The 24,634-nt window shown below is 60.4% G+C and carries 24 protein-coding genes, 1 other RNA gene and 1 pseudogene; 15 read left to right on the top strand and 11 right to left on the bottom strand.

Features of this window, described 5'->3' with window-relative positions; all coding sequences use genetic code 11:
• Nucleotides 1-15 precede the first annotated feature (15 nt).
• A complete protein-coding gene (locus AACY50_RS22085; RefSeq protein WP_221730787.1) occupies nucleotides 16-576 on the bottom strand; it encodes a YecA/YgfB family protein in 561 nt (186 codons plus the stop codon).
• A 129-nt stretch (nucleotides 577-705) separates the two neighbouring features.
• Here AACY50_RS22085 and AACY50_RS22080 point away from each other — a divergent pair, with 129 nt between their 5' ends.
• The 4 genes from AACY50_RS22080 to AACY50_RS22065 all read left to right on the top strand — a co-directional run bounded on the left by AACY50_RS22080 (nucleotide 706) and on the right by AACY50_RS22065 (nucleotide 2,123).
• Nucleotides 706-915, top strand: a complete 210-nt coding sequence (locus AACY50_RS22080; RefSeq protein WP_221730788.1) for a TIGR02449 family protein — start codon at nucleotides 706-708, stop codon at nucleotides 913-915.
• Complete coding sequence (locus AACY50_RS22075) at nucleotides 912-1,229, top strand: cell division protein ZapA (RefSeq protein ID WP_339430435.1); 318 nt, start codon at nucleotides 912-914, stop codon at nucleotides 1,227-1,229. The genes AACY50_RS22080 and AACY50_RS22075 overlap by 4 nt, the downstream gene beginning before the upstream one ends.
• Nucleotides 1,230-1,259: 30 nt before the next feature.
• Nucleotides 1,260-1,438, top strand: a non-coding RNA gene (gene ssrS, locus AACY50_RS22070) — 6S RNA.
• A gap of 79 nt (nucleotides 1,439-1,517) precedes the next feature.
• Nucleotides 1,518-2,123 carry a 5-formyltetrahydrofolate cyclo-ligase gene (locus tag AACY50_RS22065; RefSeq protein WP_339430436.1) on the top strand — a complete coding sequence of 202 codons (606 nt, stop codon included), beginning with the start codon at nucleotides 1,518-1,520 and terminating at the stop codon, nucleotides 2,121-2,123.
• Nucleotides 2,124-2,157: 34 nt separating this feature from the next.
• Here AACY50_RS22065 and AACY50_RS22060 read toward each other — a convergent pair whose 3' ends face one another.
• Nucleotides 2,158-2,313, bottom strand: coding sequence for a hypothetical protein (locus AACY50_RS22060; RefSeq protein WP_339430437.1), 156 nt, complete (start codon nucleotides 2,311-2,313; stop codon nucleotides 2,158-2,160).
• Nucleotides 2,314-2,510: 197 nt separating this feature from the next.
• Between AACY50_RS22060 and AACY50_RS22055 the strand changes: the two genes are divergently transcribed.
• From AACY50_RS22055 to AACY50_RS22040, 4 genes are all read left to right on the top strand, one after another.
• On the top strand, nucleotides 2,511-2,960 hold the full coding sequence (locus AACY50_RS22055; RefSeq protein ID WP_339464657.1) for an EVE domain-containing protein: 450 nt from the start codon (nucleotides 2,511-2,513) through the stop codon (nucleotides 2,958-2,960).
• Nucleotides 2,961-3,082: 122 nt separating this feature from the next.
• The gene (locus AACY50_RS22050; protein ID WP_339539175.1) at nucleotides 3,083-4,048 is read left to right on the top strand and encodes an HlyD family secretion protein; all 966 of its coding nucleotides are present in this window, start codon (nucleotides 3,083-3,085) and stop codon (nucleotides 4,046-4,048) included.
• Complete coding sequence (gene rbbA, locus AACY50_RS22045; protein ID WP_339430440.1) at nucleotides 4,045-6,768, top strand: ribosome-associated ATPase/putative transporter RbbA; 2,724 nt, start codon at nucleotides 4,045-4,047, stop codon at nucleotides 6,766-6,768. The genes AACY50_RS22050 and rbbA overlap by 4 nt, the downstream gene beginning before the upstream one ends.
• Nucleotides 6,768-7,886 carry an ABC transporter permease gene (locus AACY50_RS22040; protein WP_339430441.1) on the top strand — a complete coding sequence of 373 codons (1,119 nt, stop codon included), beginning with the start codon at nucleotides 6,768-6,770 and terminating at the stop codon, nucleotides 7,884-7,886. Before rbbA ends, AACY50_RS22040 begins: the two co-directional genes overlap by 1 nt.
• 19 nt (nucleotides 7,887-7,905) lie before the next feature.
• On the opposite strand, the gene AACY50_RS22035 is transcribed toward AACY50_RS22040, so the two are convergent.
• Nucleotides 7,906-8,313 carry a flagellar basal body-associated protein FliL gene (locus AACY50_RS22035; RefSeq protein WP_221730796.1) on the bottom strand — a complete coding sequence of 136 codons (408 nt, stop codon included), beginning with the start codon at nucleotides 8,311-8,313 and terminating at the stop codon, nucleotides 7,906-7,908.
• Nucleotides 8,314-8,463: 150 nt separating this feature from the next.
• Here AACY50_RS22035 and AACY50_RS22030 point away from each other — a divergent pair, with 150 nt between their 5' ends.
• Nucleotides 8,464-9,441, top strand: coding sequence for an NADPH:quinone oxidoreductase family protein (locus AACY50_RS22030; protein WP_221730797.1), 978 nt, complete (start codon nucleotides 8,464-8,466; stop codon nucleotides 9,439-9,441).
• 17 nt (nucleotides 9,442-9,458) lie between these two features.
• Here AACY50_RS22030 and AACY50_RS22025 read toward each other — a convergent pair.
• Nucleotides 9,459-9,990 (bottom strand): annotated as a pseudogene (locus AACY50_RS22025) (flagellar basal body-associated protein FliL).
• Nucleotides 9,991-10,216: 226 nt separating this feature from the next.
• Here AACY50_RS22025 and glpT point away from each other — a divergent pair.
• Complete coding sequence (gene glpT, locus AACY50_RS22020) at nucleotides 10,217-11,566, top strand: glycerol-3-phosphate transporter (RefSeq protein WP_339539174.1); 1,350 nt, start codon at nucleotides 10,217-10,219, stop codon at nucleotides 11,564-11,566.
• On the opposite strand, the gene AACY50_RS22015 is transcribed toward glpT, so the two are convergent.
• The 7 genes from AACY50_RS22015 to AACY50_RS21985 all read right to left on the bottom strand — a co-directional run bounded on the left by AACY50_RS22015 (nucleotide 11,542) and on the right by AACY50_RS21985 (nucleotide 19,682).
• A complete protein-coding gene (locus AACY50_RS22015) occupies nucleotides 11,542-12,210 on the bottom strand; it encodes a gamma-glutamylcyclotransferase (protein ID WP_339430443.1) in 669 nt (222 codons plus the stop codon). The genes glpT and AACY50_RS22015 overlap by 25 nt on opposite strands.
• A gap of 196 nt (nucleotides 12,211-12,406) precedes the next feature.
• Nucleotides 12,407-13,375, bottom strand: a complete 969-nt coding sequence (locus AACY50_RS22010) for a CDP-6-deoxy-delta-3,4-glucoseen reductase (protein WP_339539173.1) — start codon at nucleotides 13,373-13,375, stop codon at nucleotides 12,407-12,409.
• On the bottom strand, nucleotides 13,375-14,841 hold the full coding sequence (ubiD, locus tag AACY50_RS22005) for a 4-hydroxy-3-polyprenylbenzoate decarboxylase (protein ID WP_339430445.1): 1,467 nt from the start codon (nucleotides 14,839-14,841) through the stop codon (nucleotides 13,375-13,377). Before ubiD ends, AACY50_RS22010 begins: the two co-directional genes overlap by 1 nt.
• Before the next feature lie 80 nt (nucleotides 14,842-14,921).
• Nucleotides 14,922-16,877: an acyltransferase family protein gene (locus AACY50_RS22000; RefSeq protein ID WP_339539172.1), complete on the bottom strand. Its 1,956-nt coding sequence runs from the start codon at nucleotides 16,875-16,877 to the stop codon at nucleotides 14,922-14,924.
• 140 nt (nucleotides 16,878-17,017) lie between these two features.
• Nucleotides 17,018-18,277, bottom strand: coding sequence for a transcription termination factor Rho (gene rho / locus AACY50_RS21995; protein WP_042561678.1), 1,260 nt, complete (start codon nucleotides 18,275-18,277; stop codon nucleotides 17,018-17,020).
• A gap of 247 nt (nucleotides 18,278-18,524) precedes the next feature.
• Complete coding sequence (trxA, locus tag AACY50_RS21990; RefSeq protein WP_003206727.1) at nucleotides 18,525-18,854, bottom strand: thioredoxin TrxA; 330 nt, start codon at nucleotides 18,852-18,854, stop codon at nucleotides 18,525-18,527.
• Nucleotides 18,855-18,974: 120 nt separating this feature from the next.
• On the bottom strand, nucleotides 18,975-19,682 hold the full coding sequence (locus tag AACY50_RS21985; protein WP_339430447.1) for a FadR/GntR family transcriptional regulator: 708 nt from the start codon (nucleotides 19,680-19,682) through the stop codon (nucleotides 18,975-18,977).
• A gap of 256 nt (nucleotides 19,683-19,938) precedes the next feature.
• Here AACY50_RS21985 and AACY50_RS21980 point away from each other — a divergent pair, with 256 nt between their 5' ends.
• The 5 genes from AACY50_RS21980 to ppx all read left to right on the top strand — a co-directional run bounded on the left by AACY50_RS21980 (nucleotide 19,939) and on the right by ppx (nucleotide 24,496).
• Nucleotides 19,939-20,724 carry a transporter substrate-binding domain-containing protein gene (locus tag AACY50_RS21980; protein WP_339464653.1) on the top strand — a complete coding sequence of 262 codons (786 nt, stop codon included), beginning with the start codon at nucleotides 19,939-19,941 and terminating at the stop codon, nucleotides 20,722-20,724.
• A 21-nt stretch (nucleotides 20,725-20,745) separates the two neighbouring features.
• A complete protein-coding gene (locus AACY50_RS21975) occupies nucleotides 20,746-21,414 on the top strand; it encodes an amino acid ABC transporter permease (protein WP_339539171.1) in 669 nt (222 codons plus the stop codon).
• Nucleotides 21,411-22,061 carry an amino acid ABC transporter permease gene (locus AACY50_RS21970; protein WP_221730806.1) on the top strand — a complete coding sequence of 217 codons (651 nt, stop codon included), beginning with the start codon at nucleotides 21,411-21,413 and terminating at the stop codon, nucleotides 22,059-22,061. The genes AACY50_RS21975 and AACY50_RS21970 overlap by 4 nt, the downstream gene beginning before the upstream one ends.
• Nucleotides 22,048-22,785, top strand: a complete 738-nt coding sequence (locus AACY50_RS21965; protein WP_095186877.1) for an amino acid ABC transporter ATP-binding protein — start codon at nucleotides 22,048-22,050, stop codon at nucleotides 22,783-22,785. The genes AACY50_RS21970 and AACY50_RS21965 overlap by 14 nt, the downstream gene beginning before the upstream one ends.
• A 208-nt stretch (nucleotides 22,786-22,993) precedes the next feature.
• The gene (ppx, locus tag AACY50_RS21960; protein WP_339430450.1) at nucleotides 22,994-24,496 is read left to right on the top strand and encodes an exopolyphosphatase; all 1,503 of its coding nucleotides are present in this window, start codon (nucleotides 22,994-22,996) and stop codon (nucleotides 24,494-24,496) included.
• Nucleotides 24,497-24,634 lie beyond the last annotated feature (138 nt).

The raw sequence follows: 24,634 nt of genomic DNA, 5'->3' as shown, positions 1-24,634 counted from the left end.
TTCCCTGGATCGCGATTAATGCAGCGACGGCTTGGCGGCTGGCGGCACATCGGCTTTCTTGGTTTCCGAGAACAGCAGCAGCGGCGCGACGCGCAGATACTCCATGACTTCCATGTAGTCGGTCTCGCCGTCTTCGGATTCTTCCAGGGCATCTTGCACCTGGGAAATCGCTGCCAGATCCTGCAGCACTTCGGTGGCTTCAGTGCTGAGCATGCTGCTGTCGCGGCAGTTGAGGCCGAAACCGCTGAGGAAACCCTGGCACCATTGGCCCAGTGCAGCAGCGCGGTCAGCGAGTGGGGCATCGTCGGTTGGCAGCAGCAGAACGACCGTCACGTCGTCGCCGGTCAACTCACCCTTGACCATCTCTTGCAGGCCGATCAGGGCGTTGCGGACGTTGTCCTGGGGCTCGCTTTCCAGCAGTTCGGCGGCATCGATCAGCCACTCTTCGGCATTGAAGCCGGCACCGGCGCAACTGCGTCCGAGCAGCAGGCCATGCAGTTCGGCAGGCGAGACGTTGTGGCCGCTGGCAGTCAGCAGGGTGGCAAAAGCTTGGTACGGGGAATTGGCAATGGTCATGGGCAGCTAGGCGCCAGACGGCGCTATGTCTAGAATGAAGGCCTTGTATCCTACATCGACAGACTCGCCAAGACTATTAAAGGCTGTCCGGCTGTCACCTCCCGTCAGACACGAACTCAGTGAACCCCAATGGAAGACACCGACCTGCAAGCGCTGATGGCCAGACTCGAAAGACTGATTACCCGAGTCGAGCAACTAAAGAGTCAAAATACACTCTTACTTGCTCAGGAAAAGACCTGGCGCGAGGAACGCGCTCACCTCATTGAAAAAAACGAAATCGCCCGGCGTAAGGTCGAATCGATGATTTCGCGCCTCAAGGCCCTGGAGCAAGACTCATGAGTTCAAGCAATAGCGTTACCGTGCAGATCCTCGACAAAGAGTATTCGATCATCTGCCCGCAGGAAGAACGCAGCAATCTGGTCAGTGCCGCACGCTACCTGGACGGCAAAATGCGCGAGATCCGCAGCAGCGGCAAAGTCATCGGTGCCGACCGCATTGCCGTGATGGCTGCGCTGAACATCACCCACGATCTCTTGCACAAAGAAGAGCGCCCGGATATTCAGGCCAGCGGCTCGACCCGTGAACAGGTACGCGACTTGCTCGATCGTGTCGATCTGGTGCTGGCCGAAGATCCGGACGTCAGCAAAGGCTGATTCGCCAGGCCGCTTGAGGTATACTCGCCGCACTCCCTGGGGTGCTTGCCAGTTGACGATGTCCCTGAGCCGATTCGCACTACCCTGGAAGTTGCACGTTGGGCTGGTGTGCATGTCCGCCAGACGGAAAGCCTTAAAGTCTACTGCATCTTCCACCTTGAACTTTCGGGTTCAAGGGCTAAGTTGACAGCGGTTCATCCGGGGAGCCTGATTCGAATCCGATGTCGGTGAATGCCGACATCGGATTTTTTATGCGTACGTTTTCGTCCAACCTGCCGAAGCCGAACCATGACCGAACCCGCGCTACTGCCCCGCCCGCAACTCCGCCGCCTGCTGCGCAAGGCACGCCGTTCACTGACACCGGGCGAACAACGCCAGGCCGCCAAGGGGCTGTTCCGGCAACTGGCGCAAGACCCGCATTTTCGCCGGGCAAAACACATTTCCCTGTACCTGCCCACCGACGGTGAAATCGACCCACGCATGCTGCTACGTGAAGCGCAGCGCCGGGGCAAGGCTACCTACCTGCCGGTGCTCAGCGCCTGGCCACGCACCAAAATGGTTTTCCAGCGCATCCGTCCCGGCGAAAAACTCAAACCCAATCGCTTCCGCATTCTCGAGCCGCGCGCCAATCTGGCTCGCCAGCGCAAGATCTGGACACTGGATCTGGTGTTATTGCCGCTGGTGGGATTCGACGACGTCGGTGGTCGACTGGGAATGGGCGGCGGCTTCTATGATCGCAGCCTCGCGTATCTGGCGCGGCGCAAGAACTGGCGCAAGCCGACGCTGCTGGGGCTTGCCCATGAATGTCAGAAAGTCGAACGATTGGCGCAGGCGAGCTGGGATGTACCGTTGCAAGGCACGGTCACCGATAAGGCGTGGTATTTCGCGCGATAGACGCCGCGCAGATCAGCGGCGTCGAAAAGACAGTTCAGCGTTTGAACGCGGTCGACTGTTGAACCTGTTGCGCGACTTCGATTGGTGCGTCGGTCTTGTTGGTCCACAGGCTCTGCGCGTAACCGGTGGTCACGACGCCCAAGCCAAACAAAATAACCAAAGTCCATAGCAAATCCGGTTTGCGTTTCATCGATTGCCCCCCTCAAGGCACCTCATCACGATGACAGCAGCGGTTTCCGTTCGTAGGCCGTGCAGCAGCGTCAAGCTTTAAAGGCCGGCATTTTGCGGCAACGTGAACCTGTGCGCAAACGCTGACGTCAACCGACCGTCGGTTTGTCATAAAATTGCCCGACAACTTGCCCACCCATTCCGCCAGGAGAAAAACACATGGCCTATTGGCTGATGAAATCCGAGCCCGACGAACTCTCAATCAAAGGCCTGGAGACACTCGGCAAAGCGCGCTGGGACGGGGTGCGCAACTATCAGGCGCGCAACTTCCTGCGGGCGATGGCGGTGGGCGATGAGTTCTTTTTCTACCATTCCAGTTGCCCTGAGCCGGGCATTGCCGGGATTGGCAAAATCATTCAAGCGGCCTACCCCGATCCGACGGCTCTGGAGCCGCAGAGTCATTACTTCGACGCGAAGGCCACACCAGAGAAAAACGCCTGGAGCGCGATTGATGTCGCCCATGTCGAAACATTTGCCCGGGTCTTGAAGCTGGACTACCTCAAGCAGCAGACCGCGCTGGCCGAAATGCCACTCGTGCAAAAAGGCAGTCGCCTTTCAGTCATGCCCGTCACACCCCAGCAATGGGCAGCGGTACTCGGATTACGCTGATAACTCTTCGGTCACCGTTTTTTACCTGCAAAAAGGGCTAGGCTTGGCGCTCATTTGATTGACATCAAGCGACGCCGTCGCTTGAACCGTCAGACTGGACGCAATAGCCGCAGGATGCCCTCATGTCAACGCACAGCCGATCTTCACTCATATACGCCGGGGCTCTCCTGGTTCTGCTGGCGGGAGCGGGTGGCTTCGGTTACTGGCTTTCGGTGAGCAACCGCCTGCCCGAAGGCCTTTCGCTGGGCAATGGACGACTGGAAGCCACCGAGGTGCAGATCGCCAGCAAGACGCCCGGCCGCCTGGCCGAGGTGCTGGTCGATGAAGGCGACAAGGTCAGCAAAGGGCAATTGCTCGCCCGCATGGACACCCGCACCCTCGAGGCCGAGCGCAACCAGGCCGAAGCCGAAGTCTTGCGCGCCCGGGAAAACCTCAACGCCGCGCAGGCCAATGTGCACTTGCGCCAGAGTGAGTTGCTGCTGGCCCAGCAAGAGATTGGCCGATCCCAATCGCTGTTCAAGCACGGTTACGTCAGCGCCCAGGTCATCGATCAGTTGCAATCACGCATCGGCACCGGTAACGCCGCCGTCAACGCAGCCCGGGCCCAAGTGTCTGCGGTGGGGGCGGCGATCGGGGCGGCGCAGGCGCAAGTGGCGCAACTGACCAGTGAGATCGATGACAGCAGCTTGCGCGCACCCATCGACGGAGTGATCCAGTTGCGCATGGCCGAGCCCGGCGAGGTGCTGGGGGCTGGCGGTCGGGTGTTGTTGTTGATCGACCCTAACGACCAATACATGAATCTTTACCTGTCAGCCTCCGTGGCTGGGCGCCTGGCGGTGGGCGATGAAGCGCGCGTCCTGCTCGATGCCCTGCCAGACAAGCCGTTGCCCGCGACAATCAGCTTCGTTGCCGCCAAATCGCAGTTCACCCCAAAAGAGGTCGAGACCCGCGACGAGCGGCAAAAACTGGTGTTCCGCGTCAAGCTGCAACTGGTGCAACCCAGCGCCGTGCCGCAGGCCAAACCCGGCATGCCCGGTGCCGGCTATGTGCGCACCGCGCCGATTGCCTGGCCGGCCAATTTGCAATGAGCAACTGCGCGGTTCAGGCGACCGGTATCGTCCACCGCTACGGTAAACAGCAGGCGTTGAGCGACATTGCCTTCAGCCTGCCGGTCGGCACCCGTTGCGGGCTGATCGGCCCTGATGGCGCGGGCAAATCCAGTCTGCTGGGACTGATCGCCGGCGTGAAAGCCCTGCAACAAGGCCAACTGGACGTCCTGGGCGGCCCGATTCAGGATCGCCACCATCGCAACACGCTCTATGCCCGCATCGCCTTCATGCCTCAGGGGCTGGGCGGCAACTTGTATCCCGAACTGTCGATCACCGAGAACATTCAGTTCTTTGCCACACTCTTTGGCCTGTCGAATGCCGAAAGCGAGCAACGCATGCACAACCTGCTGCTCGCCACGGATCTGCTGAAATTCGCCGATCGCCCGGCCGGCAAGTTGTCCGGCGGCATGAAGCAGAAGCTGGGGCTGTGCTGCGCGCTGATTCATGAACCGGATCTGCTGATCCTCGATGAGCCGACCACCGGCGTCGATCCACTCTCGCGCCGGCGCTTTTGGGAACTGATCGACGATGTGCGACGCCAGCGCCCGCAATTGACCCTGCTGGTGGCCACGGCCTACATGGAGGAAGCCGAACAGTTCGAACAGTGCCTGATGCTCGATGGCGGCAAGTTGATCGCCACCGGGCTGAGCCATGAACTGGCAGCCGTGACCCCGAGTGGCAAACTCGATGACGCCTTTACGCATTTTCAGGGTGACAGCGATCACGATGCTCAGCCGCTGGTGATTGCGCCCCGCGCCGAGGGCAACACCGACATCGCCATCGAAGCCCATGACCTGACCCTGCGTTTCGGCGACTTCACGGCAGTGGATCACGTCAGCTTCGCCATCGGTCGCGGCGAGATTTTCGGCTTTCTCGGCTCCAACGGCTGCGGCAAGACCACCACCATGAAAGTCCTGACCGGGCTGATGCCGGCGAGCGAAGGCAGCGCGACGCTGCTGGGCAACCCGGTGAACGCCAAGGATCTGGGCACGCGCAAGCGGGTCGGGTTCATGTCCCAGAGCTTTTCGCTGTACGGCGAACTCAGTGTGCGGCAGAACCTCGACCTGCACGCCCGGTTGTTCGACTTGCCCAAAACCGAGAGTGCGCAGCGCATTGACGGGCTGATCCAGCGCTTCAATCTGCTCGACGTCGCTGACCAGCCGTCCGGCGCGTTGCCTCTGGGGCTGCGGCAACGCCTTTCGCTGGCGGTGGCGGTGTTGCATCACCCGGAAGTGCTGATCCTCGATGAGCCGACCTCAGGCGTCGACCCCGCAGCACGCGACGACTTCTGGCGTTTGCTGATCGAGTTGTCCCGCGATCAAGGCGTGACGATTTTCCTGTCGACCCACTTCATGAACGAAGCCCAGCGCTGCGACCGCATCTCACTGATGCACGCGGGCAAAGTATTGGCTTGCGACACGCCGGCCGCGCTGCAACGTCAGTTCGCCGGCGACACGCTGGAAGCGGCCTTCGTGACCTGCCTGGAACAGGCCCAGGGCAAGGCCGAATCGCACCCCGCAGCCGAACCGCCAATGGCGCCAGCGGCCGCGACTGAGCCGGTCAAGCAGCAAGGTTTGAGCCTCGGTCGCTTGTTGGCGGTGGCCCGTCGCGAAGGCAAGGAATTGCTGCGCGACAAGGTACGCATGGTGTTTGCGCTGGCGGGGGCGATTTTCATGATGGTGATTTTCGGCTACGGGATCTCCCTGGACGTCGAAAACCTCGCGTTCGCCGTTTACGACCAGGATCAAACGCCGCAGAGCCGGGCCTATCTGGAAGCCTTTCGCGGCTCGCGCTACTTCAAGGAACAGCCGGCCATTCAAGACGCTCAAGCGCTGCATCGACGATTGCAACGCTCGGAAATCAAACTGGCGCTGGAGATCCCGCCCGGCTTCGGCCGTGATCTCTACGCCGGACGCCAGCCCGAAGTGGCGGCGTGGCTGGATGGCGGCATGCCGTTTCGCGCCGAAACCAGCCGCAACTACGTCGAAGCCGTGCATCTGGCCAATCTTCAACAACTGGCCGAACAGAGCAGTCCGGCGTTGAGCCGCCCGCCGGCCGCCAGCCTGCAAACCCGCTTTCGCTATAACCAGGATGTAGTCAGCGTCAATGCCATCGGCCCCGGGGTCATGGCGCTGATCCTGGCGTTCATTCCGGCCATGCTGACCGCGCTGGGTATCGTGCGTGAGAAAGAGCTGGGGTCGATCACCAACTTCTACGCCACGCCCCTGACCCGTCTGGAATTTCTGTTGGGCAAACAGGCACCGTATCTGCTGATCAGTCTGGTCAACCTCGCCGTGCTGGTGGCGATGAACCGCTGGCTGTTCGGCGTGCCGTTCAAGGGCAGCCTGCTGACCCTGGCGTTCGGTGGTTTGCTGTACGTGTTGGCGACCACCAGCATGGGCCTGCTGATCTCGGCCTTCACTCGCACGCAAATCGCCGCGATCCTCGGCACCATGATCATCACCAGCCTGCCGACCATCCAGTTTTCCGGGCTGATCGTGCCGCGCTCTTCGCTCGAAGGGGCGGCGGCGGTCATGGGCATGCTGTTTCCGGCCGGCCATTTCCTCGACATCGCGGTGGGCACGTTTACCAAAGCGCTGAATCTGCGCCAGCTCTGGCCGCAATGCCTGGCCTTGTTCGGATTCTTTGTCGGGTTCACCGGCCTGAGCCTGGTCATGCTGAAGAAGCAGGAGGTTTGATGCACAAGTTTGCGCACATCCTGCGCCTGGGGCTCAAAGAGCTGACCAGTCTGCGCCACGACAGCGTGTTGCTGCTGTTCCTGTTCTACGCCTTCACCGTGGCGATCTACATGCCCGCCGCCGGCTCGGTGATCGGCGTACACAACGCCAGCGTGGCCATCGTCGACGAAGACCACAGCGCCCTTTCGCGCCAACTGGCTCAGGCGTTGCAACCGCCGGAGTTCCAGACACCGGAGCTGCTGCCCTATGCGCAACTGGACCCGGTCATGGACAGCGGCCAGTACACGTTCGTCATCAACATCCCGGCGCGCTTTCAGACCGATCTGCTCGCCGGACGCCAACCGGCCATTCAAGTCAATGTCGACGCCACGGCCATGAGCCAGGCGTTCATGGGCGCCGGCTACATCAGCCGGATATTCCAGCGTGAACTGCAGGCCTATGGCGGGCAGAGCGAGGCCGCGGCCAAAGCCCCGGTGAAACTGGTCAGTCGCGCCCTGTTCAACACCAATCTTGAGGGTGGCTGGTTTCTGGCGGTGATCCAGATCGTCAACAACATCACCATTCTGGCCATCATCCTGACCGGCACGGCACTGCTGCGCGAACGCGAACACGGCACCCTCGACCACTTGCTGGTGCTGCCGCTGACGGCGATGGAAATCATGCTGGCGAAAATATGGAGCAACCTGCTGGTGGTGGTGCTGTGCACCTGGCTGTCGCTGGAGGTGGTCGTCAAAGGGGCACTGGGCGTGCCTTTGTCGGGCTCGATGAGCCTGTTTTTGCTGGTGACCGCGGTTTATCTGTTTGCCAGTACCGCGCTGGGCATCTTCCTGGCAACGCTGGCGCGCTCGACGCCACAGTTCGGCCTGTTGGCCATTCCGGTGATTATCCCGATGTTGCTGCTGTCGGGCGGCAGCACGCCGCTGGACAGCATGCCGCAGTGGTTGCAGTGGGTCATGCAGGGCTCGCCGTCCACGCATTTTGTCAGCCTCAGCGCCGCGATACTGTTTCGCGACGCCGGGCTGAGCGTGGTCTGGCCGGACTTGCTGGCGCTGACGGCCATCGGCCTGCTGTTCTTCGTCATTGCCCTGCTGCGATTCCGCAAGAGCCTGGCGTCTTGAACAGCGGCGAGGCGATGGTTTACTGAATGATCAGGTTATTGAACAACAGATCCTCAACCACCGGTTTACCGGTCTCGTCATTCATCACTTGCTGAGTCTGCTTCAGCGCTTCCTGACGCAGTTTTTCCTTGCCATCGATGCTGCCCATCGCCTCGGTGGTTTGCTGGGCGAACAGCGCCACCAGTTGATTGCGGATCAGCGGCTCATTGGCCTTGACCAGTTTGGTCGCCTCTTCACCCGTTACGCGCAGCGCCACGTCGGCCTTGTAGACCTTCAGTTTTGGCGTGCCGTCCAACCCGTAGTTGCCCACGAACGGCGGGCTCAGGGTGATGTAATTGACCTTCGGCGCCTCGCCTTCTTTGGCTTCTTCGGCCAGCGCTGCCACAGGCAGAGACAGGGCCAGCAACAACATGATCCACGCTTTCACAATTCGCTCCTTATCCGGTTTGCGGCCTAGCATAACGGCCCGCCGCGCAAGCACAAGCTTATGGCTGACTATCAGGGCCGGGTATGCTCGTTGACCCGTTGACTGACACACCTACACTTATCGGCCATCACTCCCAAAGGAATAGCCCTGATGAAAGCCGTGCTGTGCAAAGCCTTCGGCCCTGCCGAGTCGCTGGTGCTGGAAGACGTCGCCAGTCCTGTCGCCAAGAAGAACGAAATCCTGCTGGAGGTGCATGCCGCCGGGGTCAACTTTCCGGACACGCTGATCATCGAGGGCAAATACCAATTCAAGCCGCCCTTCCCGTTCTCCCCGGGCGGTGAAGCGGCCGGCGTGGTCAGCGCCGTCGGCGAAAAGGTCAGTCATCTGAAGGTTGGCGACCGGGTCATGGCCCTGACCGGATGGGGCAGTTTCGCCGAGCAAGTCGCGGTGCCGGGCTACAACGTACTGCCGATTCCGCCGTCGATGGACTTCAACACTGCCGCCGCATTCAGCATGACCTACGGCACCTCGATGCACGCGCTCAAGCAACGCGCCAACCTGCAACCGGGCGAAACCCTGCTGGTGCTCGGTGCATCCGGCGGTGTCGGTCTGGCTGCCGTGGAAATCGGCAAAGCCATGGGCGCCCGCGTCATCGCCGCTGCCAGCAGCGCGGAAAAACTCGCGGTGGCCAAGGCGGCCGGCGCCGACGAACTGATCAACTACAGCGAAACCAGCCTCAAGGACGAAATCAAACGCCTCACCGACGGCCAAGGCGCTGATGTGATCTATGACCCGGTCGGCGGCGATCTTTTTGATCAAGCCGTGCGCGCCATCGCCTGGAACGGCCGCCTCTTGGTCGTCGGCTTCGCCAGCGGCCGCATTCCCGAACTGCCAGTCAACCTCGCCCTGCTCAAGGGCGCAGCGGTGGTCGGCGTGTTCTGGGGCTCCTTCGCCCAGCGCCAGCCGCAAGACAACGCAGCGAACTTCCAGCAGTTGTTCGGCTGGTTTGCCGAAGGCAAGTTAAAACCGTTGGTGTCGCAGGTGTATCCGCTGAGCAATGCGGCGCAGGCGATCAATGATCTTGGCCAGCGAAAAGCGGTGGGCAAGGTGGTGGTGCAGGTGCGCTAAACGCTGTTGCGCAGACGTCAGCCGCCGGACGCGCCTTGGAGGTCGCCCGGCAGCAGATGCTCCTGAATTTTCTGACTTTGCGACTGGATCAGACGCCCCTTGTCATCGAAGCTCAGCACGATAAGCCAGTCGTAGACGTTATCCGGCCACTTTGGCCGGCCAGTGAGTGCCGGGCCATCGCCGCCGAACTCCGCGATCAGCTTATTGATGTGACCGTGATGCCAGGCGCTCGGCCAGCGGGGTCAGGGTCAAGCGCGAGCGGGCACTCTCAGCGGTATCGCCGGCCGCGATCAGGCGCTGGGGCGTAAGTATTTCGCCCGCCAGTTTCAGCGGGGTGAAATAGTCGGCATAGGCAACCGCGCGTTGCTCGCCTCGAGCATTGAGTCCTCTGCCTACATCAGGCTTTTCCGCATGACGAACGATCAACACGGTGACATTGCGCAATCCCGGCGCAACGGGGTACTGCGCGAAACTCAGCGCCAGCACCGAAACAGTGAGCGCTATCGCGACTAACAATCGGGGCACCAACCTGCGAATTTTCAGGGCCATCATTCAACTCTGCTGAAGCAGTGGGGGTTACTGACGGCGAGTCTAAGACACAACGTATTGGACGCGACAAAAACGCCCTGTTTTTACAGCAGAGCGACAGGTTCGTAAAAGAACATGCGACTTCCAACATTTTCCGCTGTTTTGCCAATGCGAACCGGTGCTATTTTCGGTAACGAAACTGTAACATTCGCATCCGCAGTCAAAACAAGAAATCTGGAGCTCTTGAATGTTTGCTTTCTTTCGTCCTGCCGCACATCAGGCTCCATTGCCTGAAGAAAAAATAGACAGTACCTACCGACGCCTGCGCTGGCAGATCTTTGCCGGTATTTTCATCGGCTACGCGGGTTATTACCTGCTGCGCAAAAACTTCTCCCTGGCCATGCCGTACCTGATCGACGAAGGCTACAGCCGTGGCGATCTGGGTCTGGCGATGTCGGCGATTGCCATTGCGTATGGCTTGTCGAAGTTCCTCATGGGCCTGGTGTCCGACCGTTCCAACCCGCGCTTCTTCCTGCCGTTCGGCCTGCTGGTGTCGGCGGGGGTGATGTTCGTTTTCGGTTTCGCGCCTTGGGCGACGTCCAGCGTGACCATGATGTTCATTCTTCTGTTCATCAACGGCTGGGCCCAGGGCATGGGCTGGCCGCCGAGCGGACGCACCATGGTGCACTGGTGGTCGCAGAAGGAACGCGGCGGCGTGGTCTCGGTGTGGAACGTGGCGCACAACGTCGGCGGTGGCCTGATCGGCCCGCTGTTCCTGATCGGCATGGGCCTGTTCAACGACTGGCACGCAGCGTTCTATGTACCGGCAGCGGTAGCGCTGGGCGTGGCGGTGTTTGCCTTCATTACCATGCGCGACACCCCGCAATCGGTCGGCCTGCCGCCGATCGAGAAGTACAAGAACGATTACCCGGAAGGCTACGATTCCAGCCACGAAGACGAATTCAGCGCCAAGGAAATCTTCGTCAAATACGTGCTGCGCAACAAAATGCTCTGGTACATCGCCATGGCCAACGTCTTCGTCTACCTGCTGCGCTACGGCGTACTCGACTGGGCACCGACCTACCTCAAGGAAGCCAAGGGTTTCTCCGTGGATAAAACCTCGTGGGCCTATTTCTTCTACGAGTGGGCGGGTATTCCGGGCACGTTGCTGTGCGGCTGGATGTCGGACAAGATCTTCCGTGGCAACCGCGGCCTGACCGGCATGGTGTTCATGGCGATGGTGACTGTCGCGACGCTGGTTTACTGGCTCAACCCGGCCGGCAACCCGACCGTCGACATGATCGCCCTGTTCTCGATCGGCTTCCTGATCTACGGCCCGGTGATGCTGATCGGCTTACAGGCGCTGGAACTGGCGCCGAAGAAAGCTGCCGGTACCGCTGCGGGCTTCACCGGTCTGTTCGGTTATCTGGGGGGGTCGGTCGCGGCCAGTGCCGCGATGGGCTACACCGTGGACCACTTCGGCTGGGACGGCGGTTTCGTCCTGCTGGTCGGCGCTTGCCTGTTGGCGATGGCCTTCCTGGCCCCAACGCTCTGGCACAAGCAAGTCGCCAGTCAGAGCCGCGAAGCCATCGCCTGATCGGCTTTTAATCGACAGCGCTTGAGCCGCGCCTCCAGATTCCGGTCTGGCATGGCGTGGCTGCGCAGGGCGTGGGCGGTCTGCTCGACATAATCGCGAGTCGTGCCGTAACGTCCGCAAGCGCTTTCAAACACCTGGCTCAGCACATGATCCGGCAAGTTGCCGGCATAGCTGGGCAGGTGTCGCTCCAGAACAAATCCCAACGCCTGAACCTGGCTGCCATCTTCGAGCCGGCAGTTGAGCCAGTGTGGCCGATAAGACGGGAACGGCATCTCGCGTTTCCACAGCGCATACAGCGCCGCGTCGAGATTGTCTTCCGGCAGCCGATAGGCGAAGCCGCTGCACGAGCCGCCACGATCCAGACCAAAGACCAATCCGGGCATTTCCGGCGTACCCCGGTGTTCGTGCGACCACAGGTACAAGCCACGATGGTAGCCATGCACACGCCCGCGCACGCGCTCCACCGCTGTGCATTCCGGCCGCCAGATCAACGATCCGTAGGCGAACAGCCACACCGGCCCACCCTTGTGGCGCGCCATGGTCGATTGCATGGAGGCGAGAAGTTGTTCGTGCGTCAGCGGCGGCCCAAGATCGAGCCGCGGAGGGTAAGCCAGGTTCAGAAAAGCGTTTTCAATGGCGCTCATGGCGAATAGCGTTCAGCTCCCCGCGGGTGATGAATTACTTAATAGAACGCACCGCTGAAACAATAAGGCACATATGTTTAAAGGCAATTTAAGTGCCATGGCACGGTTCTTAATTAATTGCCTGGTGGATATATAACCTACCGGTATTTATGTAATTGCATAAATACCGATCAGCTATATAGCGAGTTATAACGACTCAGGCACGTGGGGCGTAGGCAAACACATCAGCGCGCATCTGATGGGCATCCATCCCCGCCTCGACCAAAGCGTCGAGCGTGCCGTAGACCATGGCAGGTGAGCCGCTGGCGTAGACGTGCAGAGGCTTGAGATCCGGAAAGTCTTCACAGACCGCCTCGTGCAGCATCCCGCAGCGCCCTTCCCAGCCGCATTGGTCGCTGACGACTTTGTGCAGAAACAGATTGGGCAGCTTCAGCCATTCGTCCCAATGTTCGATGTCATAAAAATCTTCCGGACGGCGCACGCCCCAGTACAGATGCACGGGATGCTTGAAGCCATTGGCGCGGCAATGTTCGATCAAGCTGTGAATCTGGCCCATGCCGGTACCGGCGGCGATCAACACCAGCGGCCCGTCGGGCAGTTCGGCGAGGTGGGTGTCGCCCATTGGCAGCTCGACGCGCACCATCGCGTTGCGTTGCAGTTGCTCGATCAGGCTCAACGCACTGGCTTCGCGCGCCAGCACGTGGATTTCCAGATCACGTCCGCCGTGCGGTGCCGAGGCCATGGAGAACGCCGATTTTTCGCCGTTCTCGCGCTCGATCATCAAATATTGTCCGGCGTGATAGCGCGGCGGTTTACCGGCCGGCGCGCGCAGGCGCACACGCCAGGTGTCGCCACCGACGTCCCGGCATTCGATGACCTGACACGACAGGCTGCGCATCGGCAACTCTCCCAGCGCGAGCACGCCATCCCACAACAGGACGCAGTCTTCCAGCGGCTCGGCTATGCAAGTGTAGAACTCGCCATGATCGTGCACCTTGCCGGCCTGTTCGACACGGCCTTCCACCAGCAGCGCCGCACATACGTGGCAATTACCATTGCGGCAGCTTTGCGGGCAGTCGTAGCCCAGGCGCCGCGCTCCATCGAGAATCCGCTCACCGGGCTGTATCTCAAGCACCGCTCCGGAGGGCTGCAGGGTTACACGCATCAATCTATTCCTAACTGATTCCAGATGGCATCGATCCGCTGAGTGACGGCGTCGTCCTTGACGATCACGCGGCCCCACTCACGAGTGGTTTCGCCCGGCCACTTGTGGGTGGCATCCAGGCCCATTTTTGAACCCAGGCCGGAGACCGGCGAGGCGAAGTCCAGGTAGTCGATCGGCGTGTTATCGATCATCACCGTGTCGCGCTTGGGGTCCATGCGCGTGGTGATGGCCCAGATCACGTCGTTCCAGTCCCGGGCGTTGATATCGTCGTCGGTGACGATAACGAACTTGGTGTACATGAACTGTCGCAAAAACGACCAGACACCGAGCATCACGCGCTTGGCATGCCCCGGATACGACTTCTTCATCGTCACCACGGCCATGCGGTACGAACAGCCTTCGGGCGGCAGGTAGAAGTCGGTGATCTCCGGGAACTGCTTCTGCAGGATCGGTACGAACACTTCATTCAGCGCCACGCCGAGAATGGCCGGCTCATCCGGCGGCCGGCCGGTGTAGGTGCTGTGGTAGATCGGCTTGATCCGGTGGGTGATGCGCTCGACGGTGAACACCGGGAAGCTGTCGACTTCGTTGTAGTAGCCGGTATGGTCGCCATACGGACCTTCGTCGGCCATCTCGCCGGGATGGATCACGCCTTCAAGGATGATCTCGGCACTGGCCGGCACTTGCAGGTCGTTGCCGCGGCACTTCACCAACTCAGTGCGGTTGCCACGCAGCAGACCGGCGAAAGCGTATTCGGAGAGGCTGTCCGGCACGGGGGTCACGGCGCCGAGAATGGTCGCCGGATCAGCGCCAAGGGCCACGGACACCGGGAACGGCTGGCCCGGGTGTTTCTCGCACCATTCGCGGTAATCCAGCGCGCCGCCACGGTGGCTGAGCCAACGCATGATGACCTTGTTGCGGCCGATCACTTGTTGGCGGTAGATGCCGAGGTTCTGGCGGTCCTTGTTCGGGCCTTTGGTGACGGTCAGGCCCCAGGTGATCAGCGGGCCGACATCGCCGGGCCAGCAGGTTTGCACGGGCAGCATGGCCAGGTCGACGTCGTCGCCTTCGATGACCACTTCCTGGCACACCGCGTCTTTGACGACTTTCGGCGCCATCGAGATGATCTTGCGGAAGATCGGCAGTTTCGACCATGCGTCTTTCAAGCCCTTCGGTGGCTCCGGCTCCTTGAGGAACGCCAGCAGCTTGCCGATTTCGCGCAGCTCGCTGACCGACTCGGCGCCCATGCCCATCGCCACCCGCTCAGGGGTGCCGAACAGGTTGCCGAGCACCGGAATATCGTAGCCGGTGGGTTTCTCGAACAGCAGCGCCGGGCCCTTGGCCCGTAGCGTACGGTCGCACACCTCGGTCATTTCCAGCACCGGCGAGACGGGAATCTGGATGCGTTTCAACTCTCCGCGCTGCTCAAGCTGCTGCACGAAATCCCGAAGATCCTTGAATTTCATTGACGATGGCACCCTCAAAATAGGCGTACATCCTACCTGCTCTGACGGGCAAACAGCAGCCCGTCAGCGTCTGGCATCGCTCAATTGTGGCTCGTACCCAGCAGCAATGGCGCAAACAGGGGACTCAGTCTGGCGCTGCCCACATCAGACAGGTGATCCTCATCCTTGTACTGGGAGTGGCCGTTGACCTCAATGCTGCAGATGCCGCTGGCGCACATCAGCGGCGTTGGATCGATCACATGCACCCCTGGGTCGGCGGCACTCATGGCGTTGAACAAGGCACCGATGAAATGCTGGCGCGCCAGATGCTCCTCCAGCGGACGACCAAGCCCCTCGGTCGAACGCCCAATCCGCGCCAGGCTGGTCAGTCGATTGATGCTGCCTTTGCGCTGCAGCGGCACTTCCTTGAACAACCAGACTTGCGCCCCCGCCTCTCGCAGCGCAGCCACGCGCGCCTTCAGCGCAGCGGCCATGCGTTGCTCGGCCTGGGCAGTATCGTCGTGTGAATTGAGCAGCACCTTCTTGTCACCGTCTTCGCGGCCGTACACATAAAGGCTCCAGTTGGAAGCCAGTACCACATCCTTGATGCCAAGGCTGCGCACCCGCTCCATGGTCTGTTCGTTGAAATCCTTGCAGCGCTGACGCGGGTCATCACTGAGAATCGGCGGACAGGCGCTCATGCTGTACAGCCATACCGGACGCCCCTCGCGACGGGCATTGCTCTCGATGGCCGGCAGCAAGGCGGCGGCATGGCTGTCACCCCAGAACAACTGAGTGGCCGGGACATTCGCCTTGCCACCCACCAGGCAGGCCTTGTCCAGCGACTTGTCCTGTGTGACCAACATGCATTTCATCTGCCCTGCATGCCACTCACGGGACTGCGCGTACTCCAGCGCCTTACCGGTCAGGCGCTGAGGAACACCATCGGCCGAACGGATCGCCGATCCCGTTGCCACGAGCACAACGATGGCCGCAAAACCTCCCGCCAGCACCGCATTGCGAGAGACAAGCAGGCGTTTTTCCCGCAAAGGCAACTCGACATAGCGCAAACTCAGCCACGCAAGGCCCAGCGCCAAGGCTATCCAGGCAATCGCCTCCAATGGCTGAATGCCGTCGATCGAAATAGCGTTGGCGTAGACATACACCGGCCAGTGCCACAGATACAGGGAATAAGAGAGCAACCCGACCCAAACCAATGCTGGCAGGCTCAACAACCGTGCGGTCCAACCAGCCCCTTGCGCGCCCGACCAGATCAACGCCGTTGTGCCCAGCACCGGCAACAACGCCGCCCAGCCCGGGAAAACCGTGGCCTTGTCAAAGGTGAACACCGCGCCCAAAACCGCTGCCAGACCGGCGAGACCCACTGTCTGATACAGCCAGGGACGCACAGCATGTTTGGGCGCTGGCATCACCGCGAGCATCGCGCCGCACAACAACTCCCAAGCGCGAGTCGGCAGTGAGAAGAACGCGAAGTCCGGCTTTTGTTCGATGTAGGTGATGTTCAAGCCAAACGACACCAACAGCACCGCGAACAACATCCAGCGCCAATGCCGGACATAACGGATCAGCGCAGCCATCAGCAGTGGAAAGAAGATGTAGTACTGCTCTTCCACCGCCAGCGACCAGGTATGCAGCAGCGGTTTGAGATCAGAGGCGGGCTGGAAGTAGCCGTCCTCGCGCATGAACAGAATGTTGGAGATGAACAGAGACTGATAGCGCACCGTTCGGCCCAGCTCGGAGAAGTCCTTGGCCGTCAGCAGCAACCAGCCCAGCGCCAGCGTCACCAGCATGACCACGGTCAGGGCAGGAATGATGCGGCGGGCACGGCGCGCCCAGAAATCGATGAAGCTGAAGCGCTGAGCGCTGATTTCGCGGAACAGGATAGTCGTGATCAGGAACCCGGAAATGACGAAAAACACATCAACACCGACAAAGCCGCCGCTGAATGTATTGAATCCGAAATGAAACAGTACGACGGGAATAACCGCCAGAGCCCGTAATCCGTCGATATCACGGCGATTGCCAAACGTATGCATGAAAGCCCTTTCTTTGTTTTGGATACAAACCCAGAAAGGGAGACCGTTATCAGCCGCGTAAAATTCAATCCCGTACACCGATAATCCAGCGCAAAAAAAAACGCCCCCTTCCGGGAGCGCTCTTTTTAAACAGCTTCGTCTTACTTGCGCTTCATCGACAAGAAGAACTCGTCGTTGGTCTTGGTCGTTTTCAGCTTGTCGATCAGGAACTCGATGGCAGCCACTTCGTCCATCGGGTGCAGCAGTTTGCGCAGGATCCACATACGCTGCAGTTCGTCGTCGGCGGTCAGCAACTCTTCGCGGCGGGTGCCGGAGCGGTTGATGTTGATCGCAGGGAACACGCGCTTTTCCGCAATCTTGCGATCCAGCGGCAGTTCCATGTTGCCGGTACCTTTGAACTCTTCGTAGATCACTTCGTCCATCTTCGAACCGGTTTCAACCAGTGCGGTGGCGATAATGGTCAGCGAGCCGCCTTCTTCGATGTTGCGCGCAGCACCGAAGAAACGCTTCGGTTTCTCCAGGGCGTGGGCGTCAACACCACCGGTCAGCACCTTGCCGGAGCTCGGGATCACGGTGTTGTAGGCGCGGGCCAGACGGGTGATGGAGTCGAGCAGGATCACCACGTCTTTCTTGTGCTCGACCAGGCGTTTGGCCTTCTCGATCACCATTTCGGCCACCTGGACGTGACGGGTCGGCGGCTCGTCGAAGGTCGAGGCAACCACTTCGCCGCGCACGGTGCGCTGCATTTCGGTCACTTCTTCCGGACGTTCGTCGATCAGCAATACGATCAGGTGAACTTCAGGGTTGTTACGGGCGATGTTCGCTGCGATGTTTTGCAGCATGATCGTCTTGCCGGCTTTCGGCGGTGCCACGATCAGACCACGCTGGCCTTTGCCGATCGGCGCACACAGGTCGATCACACGACCGGTCAGGTCTTCGGTGGAACCGTTACCGGCTTCCATCTTCATGCGCACGGTCGGGAACAGCGGGGTCAGGTTCTCGAAGAGAATCTTGTTTTTCGCGTTCTCTGGACGATCGAAGTTGATCGTGTCGACCTTGAGCAGAGCGAAATACCGCTCGCCTTCTTTCGGAGGGCGGATCTTGCCAACGATGGTGTCACCGGTGCGCAAGTTGAAGCGGCGGATCTGGCTCGGCGAGACGTAAATATCGTCTGGGCCGGCGAGATAGGAGGCGTCAGCGGAGCGCAGGAAGCCGAAGCCGTCCTGGAGAATCTCCAGCACGCCATCACCGGAGATTTCCTCGCCGCTTTTCGCGTGCTTTTTGAGCAGGGAGAAAATCACGTCCTGCTTGCGCGAACGGGCCATATTTTCTATGCCCATCTGTTCGGCCAATTCGAGCAGTTCGGTAATCGGCTTTTGCTTGAGTTCAGTCAGATTCATATAGGAATGACGTAATCATTTATGGAGGGGGGGAAATTAAGCTTTTGGCTTAATGAGGCCGCGCCGCGGAGAAGGCGACAGGATCGCGTACTTATTCGAAAAGGAGTGCGTCGGCGACGGCTAGCAGGGGGCAGTGGAGAAACCATTGCGGGGCCGAATGTACCACCTGAGTTTCGGAGCGTCTAGCCCTGAATACGCAAAAAGCCCCGCAAAATGCGAGGCTTTTTTTGGCCTTTTACGGCGACGCTTAAATGTTGGCGTCGAGGAAAGCAGCCAGTTGCGACTTCGACAGGGCGCCGACTTTGGTCGCTTCAACGTTGCCGTTCTTGAACAGCATCAGCGTCGGGATACCACGCACGCCGTGCTTGGCCGGGGTTTCCTGGTTTTCGTCGATGTTCAGTTTGGCAACGGTCAGCTTGCCTTTGTAAGTCTCGGCAATCTCGTCCAGAACCGGAGCGATCATTTTGCATGGGCCGCACCATTCAGCCCAGTAGTCGACCAATACAGCGCCTTCGGCCTTGAGTACGTCGGCTTCGAAGCTAGCGTCGCTAACGTGTTTGATAAGATCGCTGCTCATGGAATTCTCCAGGTTGTAAGCAAAAAAACGTGGCCCATCATATCCGCCCTTCCTCCGTTCAGGAAGCCGCAGATGATTGAGTCTTGCTATGGTGCCCCATGAGTTTGGGTATAGCTCAAGTCACGCCGTGGCGGGGGCGATGAAGGCGATTCCAGTACGCAGCGCGGCATTGCGCACATGTTCCTGCATGGCTTTTTGCGCCGCACCAGAAGCCCGACGGGCAAGCGCACGAAGGATCTTGCGGTGTTCCTGCCAGGTTTCCATGGCACGTTCTGCGCGGATGAACGGTAGCTTCTGGCTTTCCAGAAAGATCTCCGCACTGGCCGTGAGGATGCTCAGCATCGCCTGATTACCGCTGGCCAGCAGGATCCGCCGGTGAAATTCGAAATCCAGCTTCGCCGCCGCTTCAAAGTCGCCGGCACGCAGTTGTTCACGCATCGCCGCGACATTGTCCTCCAGCGCATCCAGATCGAACGTGCTCAACGTCACCGCCGCCAGCCCTGCCGCAAATCCCTCCAGCGCGTAGCGCAACTGGAAGATATCCAGTGGCGAAGCCTGCGCGGCGAACGACCAGCCCGGTGCATGCTCACCACGCGACAGCTCTACCGGCGACTGCACGAAGACGCCCTTGCCCGGCTGAATAGTGACCACGCCCAGCGCGCTCAGTGACGACAGCGCTTCACGCAACGACGCCCGACTGACGCCCAGTTGCAATGCCAGATCCCGTTGCGACGGCAGGGCATCGCCCGGGCCGAAGCCCTGCTCGGTGATCAGTTTGCGAATCGCTTGAAGCGCCACTTCAGGTACGGCGCGAGAGATCGAGTTCATGGTTTTTCAGACGAGCCAGGCCAATGTGCGGCTAGTTGTAAAGCTATTCACCGAGTCCGGCAAGTCGTGCCCCAGCAGGGTTCGGTGCTGAGCGCCGATGCGCCATCGGAGTGCGAAAAACATCCTGACTGTTCAGACCAGTAAGACCGAGCAAACCCACTGAAAATGCGGTCTTGCGGGACGAAACCTGCGTATTGGCATGGCCCGTGCTGTGGCAGATCGCAGAAATCACTTCCCGCCGATCCGGAGATTGTCCATGACCAAGCGTTACAGCGCCCTCCTCGCCGCCTTGTTTTCCAGCCTGCTGCTCAGCCAGGTCCCCGCCCACGCCGACGGTCTGGACGACGTAATCAAACGCGGCACACTGAAAGTCGCGGTGCCCCAGGACTTCCCGCCGTTCGGCTCGGTCGGCCCCGACATGAAGCCCCGCGGACTGGACATCGACACGGCAAAACTGCTGGCCGATCAGTTGAAGGTCAAACTTGAACTGACGCCGGTCAACAGCACCAACCGCATCCCGTTCCTGACCACCGGCAAGGTCGATCTGGTGATTTCCAGCCTGGGCAAGAACCCCGAGCGCGAAAAAGTCATCGACTTCTCCCGCGCCTACGCGCCGTTCTACCTCGCCGTATTCGGCCCACCGGACGCGGCGATCACCAACCTCGATGACCTCAAGGGCAAAACCATCAGCGTGACCCGTGGCTCCATCGAAGACATCGAGCTGACCAAGGTTGCCCCGGCAGGCGTGACCATCAAGCGCTTTGAAGACAACAACTCGACCATCGCCGCCTACCTGGCCGGGCAAGTTGACCTGATCGCCAGCGGCAACGTGGTGATGGTCGCCATCAGCGAGAAGAACCCGAAACGCGTTCCGGCCCTGAAAGTGAAGCTCAAGGATTCGCCGGTCTACGTCGGCGTGAACAAGAACGAAGCGGCGCTGCTGACCAAGGTCAACGACATCCTGACCACCGCCAAGGCTGACGGCGCGCTGGAAAAGAACTCAAAAACCTGGCTGAAAGAGCCGCTGCCGGCCGATCTCTGATCGACTGCGCGGGAGACCTTCATGGCTTATCAGTTCGATTTCATGCCGGTGGTGCAGAACACCGACCTGCTGTTGCGCGGGGCGCTGTTTACCCTTGAGCTGACAGCCATCGGCGCGGTACTCGGGGTGGGCGTGGGTATCGTAGGGGCGCTGGTGCGGGCGTGGAACATCCGCCCGTTCTCGGCGATCTTCGGCGTCTACGTCGAGTTGATCCGCAACACGCCCTTTCTGGTGCAACTGTTCTTCATCTTCTTCGGCCTGCCGTCGCTGGGCGTGCAGATTTGCGAGTGGCAAGCGGCGGTGCTGGCGATGGTGATCAATCTCGGGGCCTATTCGACCGAGATTATCCGCGCCGGCATCCAGGCAATCCCTCGCGGGCAACTGGAAGCGGCGGCGGCGCTGGCGATGAGTCGCTTCGAGGCGTTTCGTCATGTGGTGCTGCTGCCGGCGCTGGGCAAGGTCTGGCCGGCGCTGAGCAGCCAGATCATCATCGTCATGCTCGGCTCGGCCGTGTGCTCGCAGATCGCCACCGAAGAGTTGAGCTTTGCTGCCAACTTCATTCAGTCGCGCAACTTTCGCGCCTTTGAAACCTACGCGCTGACCACGCTGATCTACCTGTGCATGGCGCTGCTGATCCGCCAACTGCTGAACTGGATCGGTCGGCGCTACATTTCGAGGAGCAGCCAATGAGCGATTTCACGTTCTGGGACATCCTGCGCAACCTGCTCATCGGCCTGCAATGGACGCTGGCGCTTTCGCTGGTGGCATTTATTGGTGGCGGCATTGTCGGGCTGCTGATCCTGATCATGCGCATCTCGAAAAACACCTTGCCGAGCAGCATCGCCCGCACCTGGATCGAGTTGTTCCAGGGCACGCCGCTGCTGATGCAGCTATTTCTGGTGTTTTTCGGCGTGGCGCTGGCCGGGATTGAAATCTCGCCGTGGATGGCCGCCGCGATTGCCCTGACGCTGTTCACCAGCGCCTATCTGGCAGAGATCTGGCGCGGTTGTGTCGAGGCGATTCCCAGCGGTCAGTGGGAAGCTTCGTCGAGTCTGGCGCTCAATCCTCTGGAGCAACTGCGCTATGTGATCCTGCCGCAAGCGCTGCGCATCGCCGTGGCGCCGACCGTGGGTTTCTCGGTGCAAGTGGTCAAAGGCACCGCTGTAACCTCGATCATCGGTTTTACCGAGCTGACCAAAACCGGCGGCATGCTCGCCAATGCCACGTTCGAACCGTTCATGGTCTACGGCCTCGTCGCCCTCGGCTACTTCCTGCTTTGTTACCCCTTGTCCCTCAGTGCGCGCTACCTGGAAAGGAGACTGCATGCCTCTGCTTAGAATTTCCGCCCTGCATAAATACTACGGCGATCACCACGTCCTCAAAGGCATCGACCTCAGCGTCGAGGAAGGCCAGGTGGTGGCGATCATCGGTCGCAGCGGCTCGGGCAAATCCACTTTGCTGCGCACCCTCAATGGCCTGGAGTCGATCAACGACGGCGTGATCGAAGTCGACGGCGAATACCTCGACGCCGCCCGCGCCGACCTGCGCAGCTTGCGACAGAAAGTCGGCATGGTGTTTCAGCAATTCAACCTGTTCCCACACCTGACCGTCGGTGAGAACGTGATGCTTGCGCCACAAGTGGTGCAAAAAGTGCCGAAGGCCAAAGCAGCGGAACTGGCGCGCAAGATGCTCGAGCGCGTGGGTCTGGGCGAGAAGTTCGATGCGTTCCCCGATCGGCTGTCCGGCGGGCAACAGCAACGGGTGGCGATTGCCCGTGCTTTGGCGATGTCGCCGAAGGTGCTGCTGTGCGACGAAATCACCTCGGCGCTGGACCCGGAACTGGTCAACGAAGTGCTCAGCGTGGTGCGCCAACTGGCGAAAGAAGGCATGACGCTGATCATGGTCACCCATGAAATGCGTTTTGCCCGCGAGGTTGGGGATAAGTTGGTGTTCATGCACCACGGCAAGGTGCATGAGGTGGGCGATCCGAAGGTGTTGTTTGCCAATCCGCAGACGGCGGAGCTGGCGAATTTCATTGGTACCGTCGAAGCGACTGCCTGATGGATCCTCATTGCCTGTGATGCCCTGTTCGCGAGCAAGCCCGCTCCCACATTGGAACGCGGTCACCTGTGGGAACGGGCTTGCTCGCGAATGGCCACGCCGCGGTCTCAAGCTTTTATGCGCTGAATCAACGGTTTGTACCTTGCGCGTTGGCGTCAGCGTTTGATCGTGGCACGATGTCGGGGTTATCGACCGAGACCCCCTGACCATGCCGCAATCCCAAGCCAAGAATCTGTCCCTGATCGCCGCTATCGACCTGGGCTCCAACAGCTTTCACATGGTCGTGGCCAAGGCCCAGAACGGCGAGATCCGCATTCTCGAACGCCTCGGGGAGAAGGTGCAGTTGGCCGCTGGCATCAACGATGAACGCCAACTCAACGAAGAATCGATGCAGCGTGGCCTCGATTGCCTCAAGCGCTTTGCCCAACTGATCAACGGCATGCCACTGGGCGCCGTGCGCATCGTCGGTACCAACGCCCTGCGCGAAGCGCGTAACCGCCTGGAATTCATTCATCGCGCCGAAGAAATCCTCGGCCATCCGGTGGAAGTCATCTCCGGCCGTGAAGAAGCGCGCCTGATCTATCTGGGTGTGTCGCACACCCTCGCCGACACCCCGGGCAAGCGTCTGGTCGCCGACATCGGCGGCGGCAGTACCGAATTCATCATCGGGCAGCGCTTCGAACCGCTGCTGCGTGAAAGCCTGCAAATGGGCTGCGTCAGCTTCACCCAGCGCTATTTCAAGGACGGCAAGATCACCCCGGCCCGTTACGCTCAGGCGTACACGGCGGCGCGGCTGGAGATCATGAGCATCGAACACGCCCTGCATCGCCTGACCTGGGATGAAGCCATCGGCTCCTCGGGCACCATCCGCGCCATCGGCCTGGCGCTAAAGGCCGGCGGGCATGGTACTGGCGAGGTGAATGCCGAAGGCCTGGCCTGGCTCAAACGCCGACTGTTCAAGCTCGGCGATGTCGACAAGATCGATTTCGACGGCATCAAACCTGACCGTCGGGCGATTTTCCCGGCAGGTCTGGCGATTCTCGAAGCGATCTTCGACGCCCTCGAACTGCAACGCATGGATCATTGCGACGGCGCGCTGCGTGAAGGCGTGCTCTACGACCTGCTCGGCCGTCATCATCACGAAGACGTGCGCGAACGCACCCTGACCTCGCTGATGGAGCGCTATCACGTCGACCTGGAGCAAGCGGCACGGGTCGAACGCAAAGCCCTGCACGCCTTCGATCAGGTCGCTGTGGATTGGGAACTGGATGACGGTATCTGGCGCGAACTGCTCGGTTGGGCGGCGAAAGTGCACGAAGTCGGCCTGGACATCGCCCACTATCACTACCACAAGCACGGCGCCTACCTGATCGAGCACTCGGATCTGGCCGGGTTCTCCCGTGAAGACCAGCAAATGCTCGCACTGCTGGTTCGCGGCCACCGCCGCAACATTCCCAAGGACAAATTCGCCGAGTTCGGCGATGACGGTATCAAGCTGATCCGCCTGTGCGTGCTGCTGCGCTTTGCGATTCTGTTCCACCACATTCGTGGCACTCAGGCGATGCCGCAGGTGGTGCTGCATGCCAATGGCGACAGTCTGGAAGTGGAGTTCCCGGAACACTGGCTGGACGAGAACCAACTGACACAGGCGGATTTCGGGCTTGAGGCGGATTGGCTGGCCCGGGTCGGGATTGTCCTCACCGTGCACTGACACATTGAGCATGTCTAGTCCTGAAATAGGTTTACACCTATCTCACCCTAACGCCCGATGCACTGCATCGGGCGTTTTGTATTTTAAGGACAGGTGCGGGCGCTCTTGGTTGTAGATCAAGACCGCTTCCCGCACCAT

The sequence above is a fragment of the Pseudomonas sp. RA_15y_Pfl2_54 genome (assembly GCF_963971015.1).
Taxonomy (GTDB): domain Bacteria; phylum Pseudomonadota; class Gammaproteobacteria; order Pseudomonadales; family Pseudomonadaceae; genus Aquipseudomonas; species Aquipseudomonas baetica_A.
This window is presented reverse-complemented; position numbering and strand designations above follow the sequence as displayed.

What these genes read in the sequence shown, in the direction of transcription:
- AACY50_RS21970 (WP_221730806.1), top strand. Translation starts at nt 21,411, where the DNA reads ATGAGCGATTTCACGTTCTGGGACATCCTGCGCAACCTGCTCATCGGC.
- AACY50_RS22085 (WP_221730787.1), bottom strand. Translation starts at nt 576, where the DNA reads ATGACCATTGCCAATTCCCCGTACCAAGCTTTTGCCACCCTGCTGACT.
- ubiD (WP_339430445.1), bottom strand. Translation starts at nt 14,841, where the DNA reads ATGAAATTCAAGGATCTTCGGGATTTCGTGCAGCAGCTTGAGCAGCGC.
- AACY50_RS22055 (WP_339464657.1), top strand. Translation starts at nt 2,511, where the DNA reads ATGGCCTATTGGCTGATGAAATCCGAGCCCGACGAACTCTCAATCAAA.
- AACY50_RS22075 (WP_339430435.1), top strand. Translation starts at nt 912, where the DNA reads ATGAGTTCAAGCAATAGCGTTACCGTGCAGATCCTCGACAAAGAGTAT.
- rbbA (WP_339430440.1), top strand. Translation starts at nt 4,045, where the DNA reads ATGAGCAACTGCGCGGTTCAGGCGACCGGTATCGTCCACCGCTACGGT.
- ppx (WP_339430450.1), top strand. Translation starts at nt 22,994, where the DNA reads ATGCCGCAATCCCAAGCCAAGAATCTGTCCCTGATCGCCGCTATCGAC.
- AACY50_RS22015 (WP_339430443.1), bottom strand. Translation starts at nt 12,210, where the DNA reads ATGAGCGCCATTGAAAACGCTTTTCTGAACCTGGCTTACCCTCCGCGG.
- AACY50_RS22000 (WP_339539172.1), bottom strand. Translation starts at nt 16,877, where the DNA reads ATGCATACGTTTGGCAATCGCCGTGATATCGACGGATTACGGGCTCTG.
- AACY50_RS22040 (WP_339430441.1), top strand. Translation starts at nt 6,768, where the DNA reads ATGCACAAGTTTGCGCACATCCTGCGCCTGGGGCTCAAAGAGCTGACC.
- AACY50_RS22065 (WP_339430436.1), top strand. Translation starts at nt 1,518, where the DNA reads ATGACCGAACCCGCGCTACTGCCCCGCCCGCAACTCCGCCGCCTGCTG.
- rho (WP_042561678.1), bottom strand. Translation starts at nt 18,277, where the DNA reads ATGAATCTGACTGAACTCAAGCAAAAGCCGATTACCGAACTGCTCGAA.
- AACY50_RS22050 (WP_339539175.1), top strand. Translation starts at nt 3,083, where the DNA reads ATGTCAACGCACAGCCGATCTTCACTCATATACGCCGGGGCTCTCCTG.
- AACY50_RS21985 (WP_339430447.1), bottom strand. Translation starts at nt 19,682, where the DNA reads ATGAACTCGATCTCTCGCGCCGTACCTGAAGTGGCGCTTCAAGCGATT.
- AACY50_RS21975 (WP_339539171.1), top strand. Translation starts at nt 20,746, where the DNA reads ATGGCTTATCAGTTCGATTTCATGCCGGTGGTGCAGAACACCGACCTG.
- AACY50_RS22060 (WP_339430437.1), bottom strand. Translation starts at nt 2,313, where the DNA reads ATGAAACGCAAACCGGATTTGCTATGGACTTTGGTTATTTTGTTTGGC.
- AACY50_RS21980 (WP_339464653.1), top strand. Translation starts at nt 19,939, where the DNA reads ATGACCAAGCGTTACAGCGCCCTCCTCGCCGCCTTGTTTTCCAGCCTG.
- AACY50_RS22030 (WP_221730797.1), top strand. Translation starts at nt 8,464, where the DNA reads ATGAAAGCCGTGCTGTGCAAAGCCTTCGGCCCTGCCGAGTCGCTGGTG.
- glpT (WP_339539174.1), top strand. Translation starts at nt 10,217, where the DNA reads ATGTTTGCTTTCTTTCGTCCTGCCGCACATCAGGCTCCATTGCCTGAA.
- AACY50_RS21965 (WP_095186877.1), top strand. Translation starts at nt 22,048, where the DNA reads ATGCCTCTGCTTAGAATTTCCGCCCTGCATAAATACTACGGCGATCAC.
- trxA (WP_003206727.1), bottom strand. Translation starts at nt 18,854, where the DNA reads ATGAGCAGCGATCTTATCAAACACGTTAGCGACGCTAGCTTCGAAGCC.
- AACY50_RS22010 (WP_339539173.1), bottom strand. Translation starts at nt 13,375, where the DNA reads ATGCGTGTAACCCTGCAGCCCTCCGGAGCGGTGCTTGAGATACAGCCC.
- AACY50_RS22080 (WP_221730788.1), top strand. Translation starts at nt 706, where the DNA reads ATGGAAGACACCGACCTGCAAGCGCTGATGGCCAGACTCGAAAGACTG.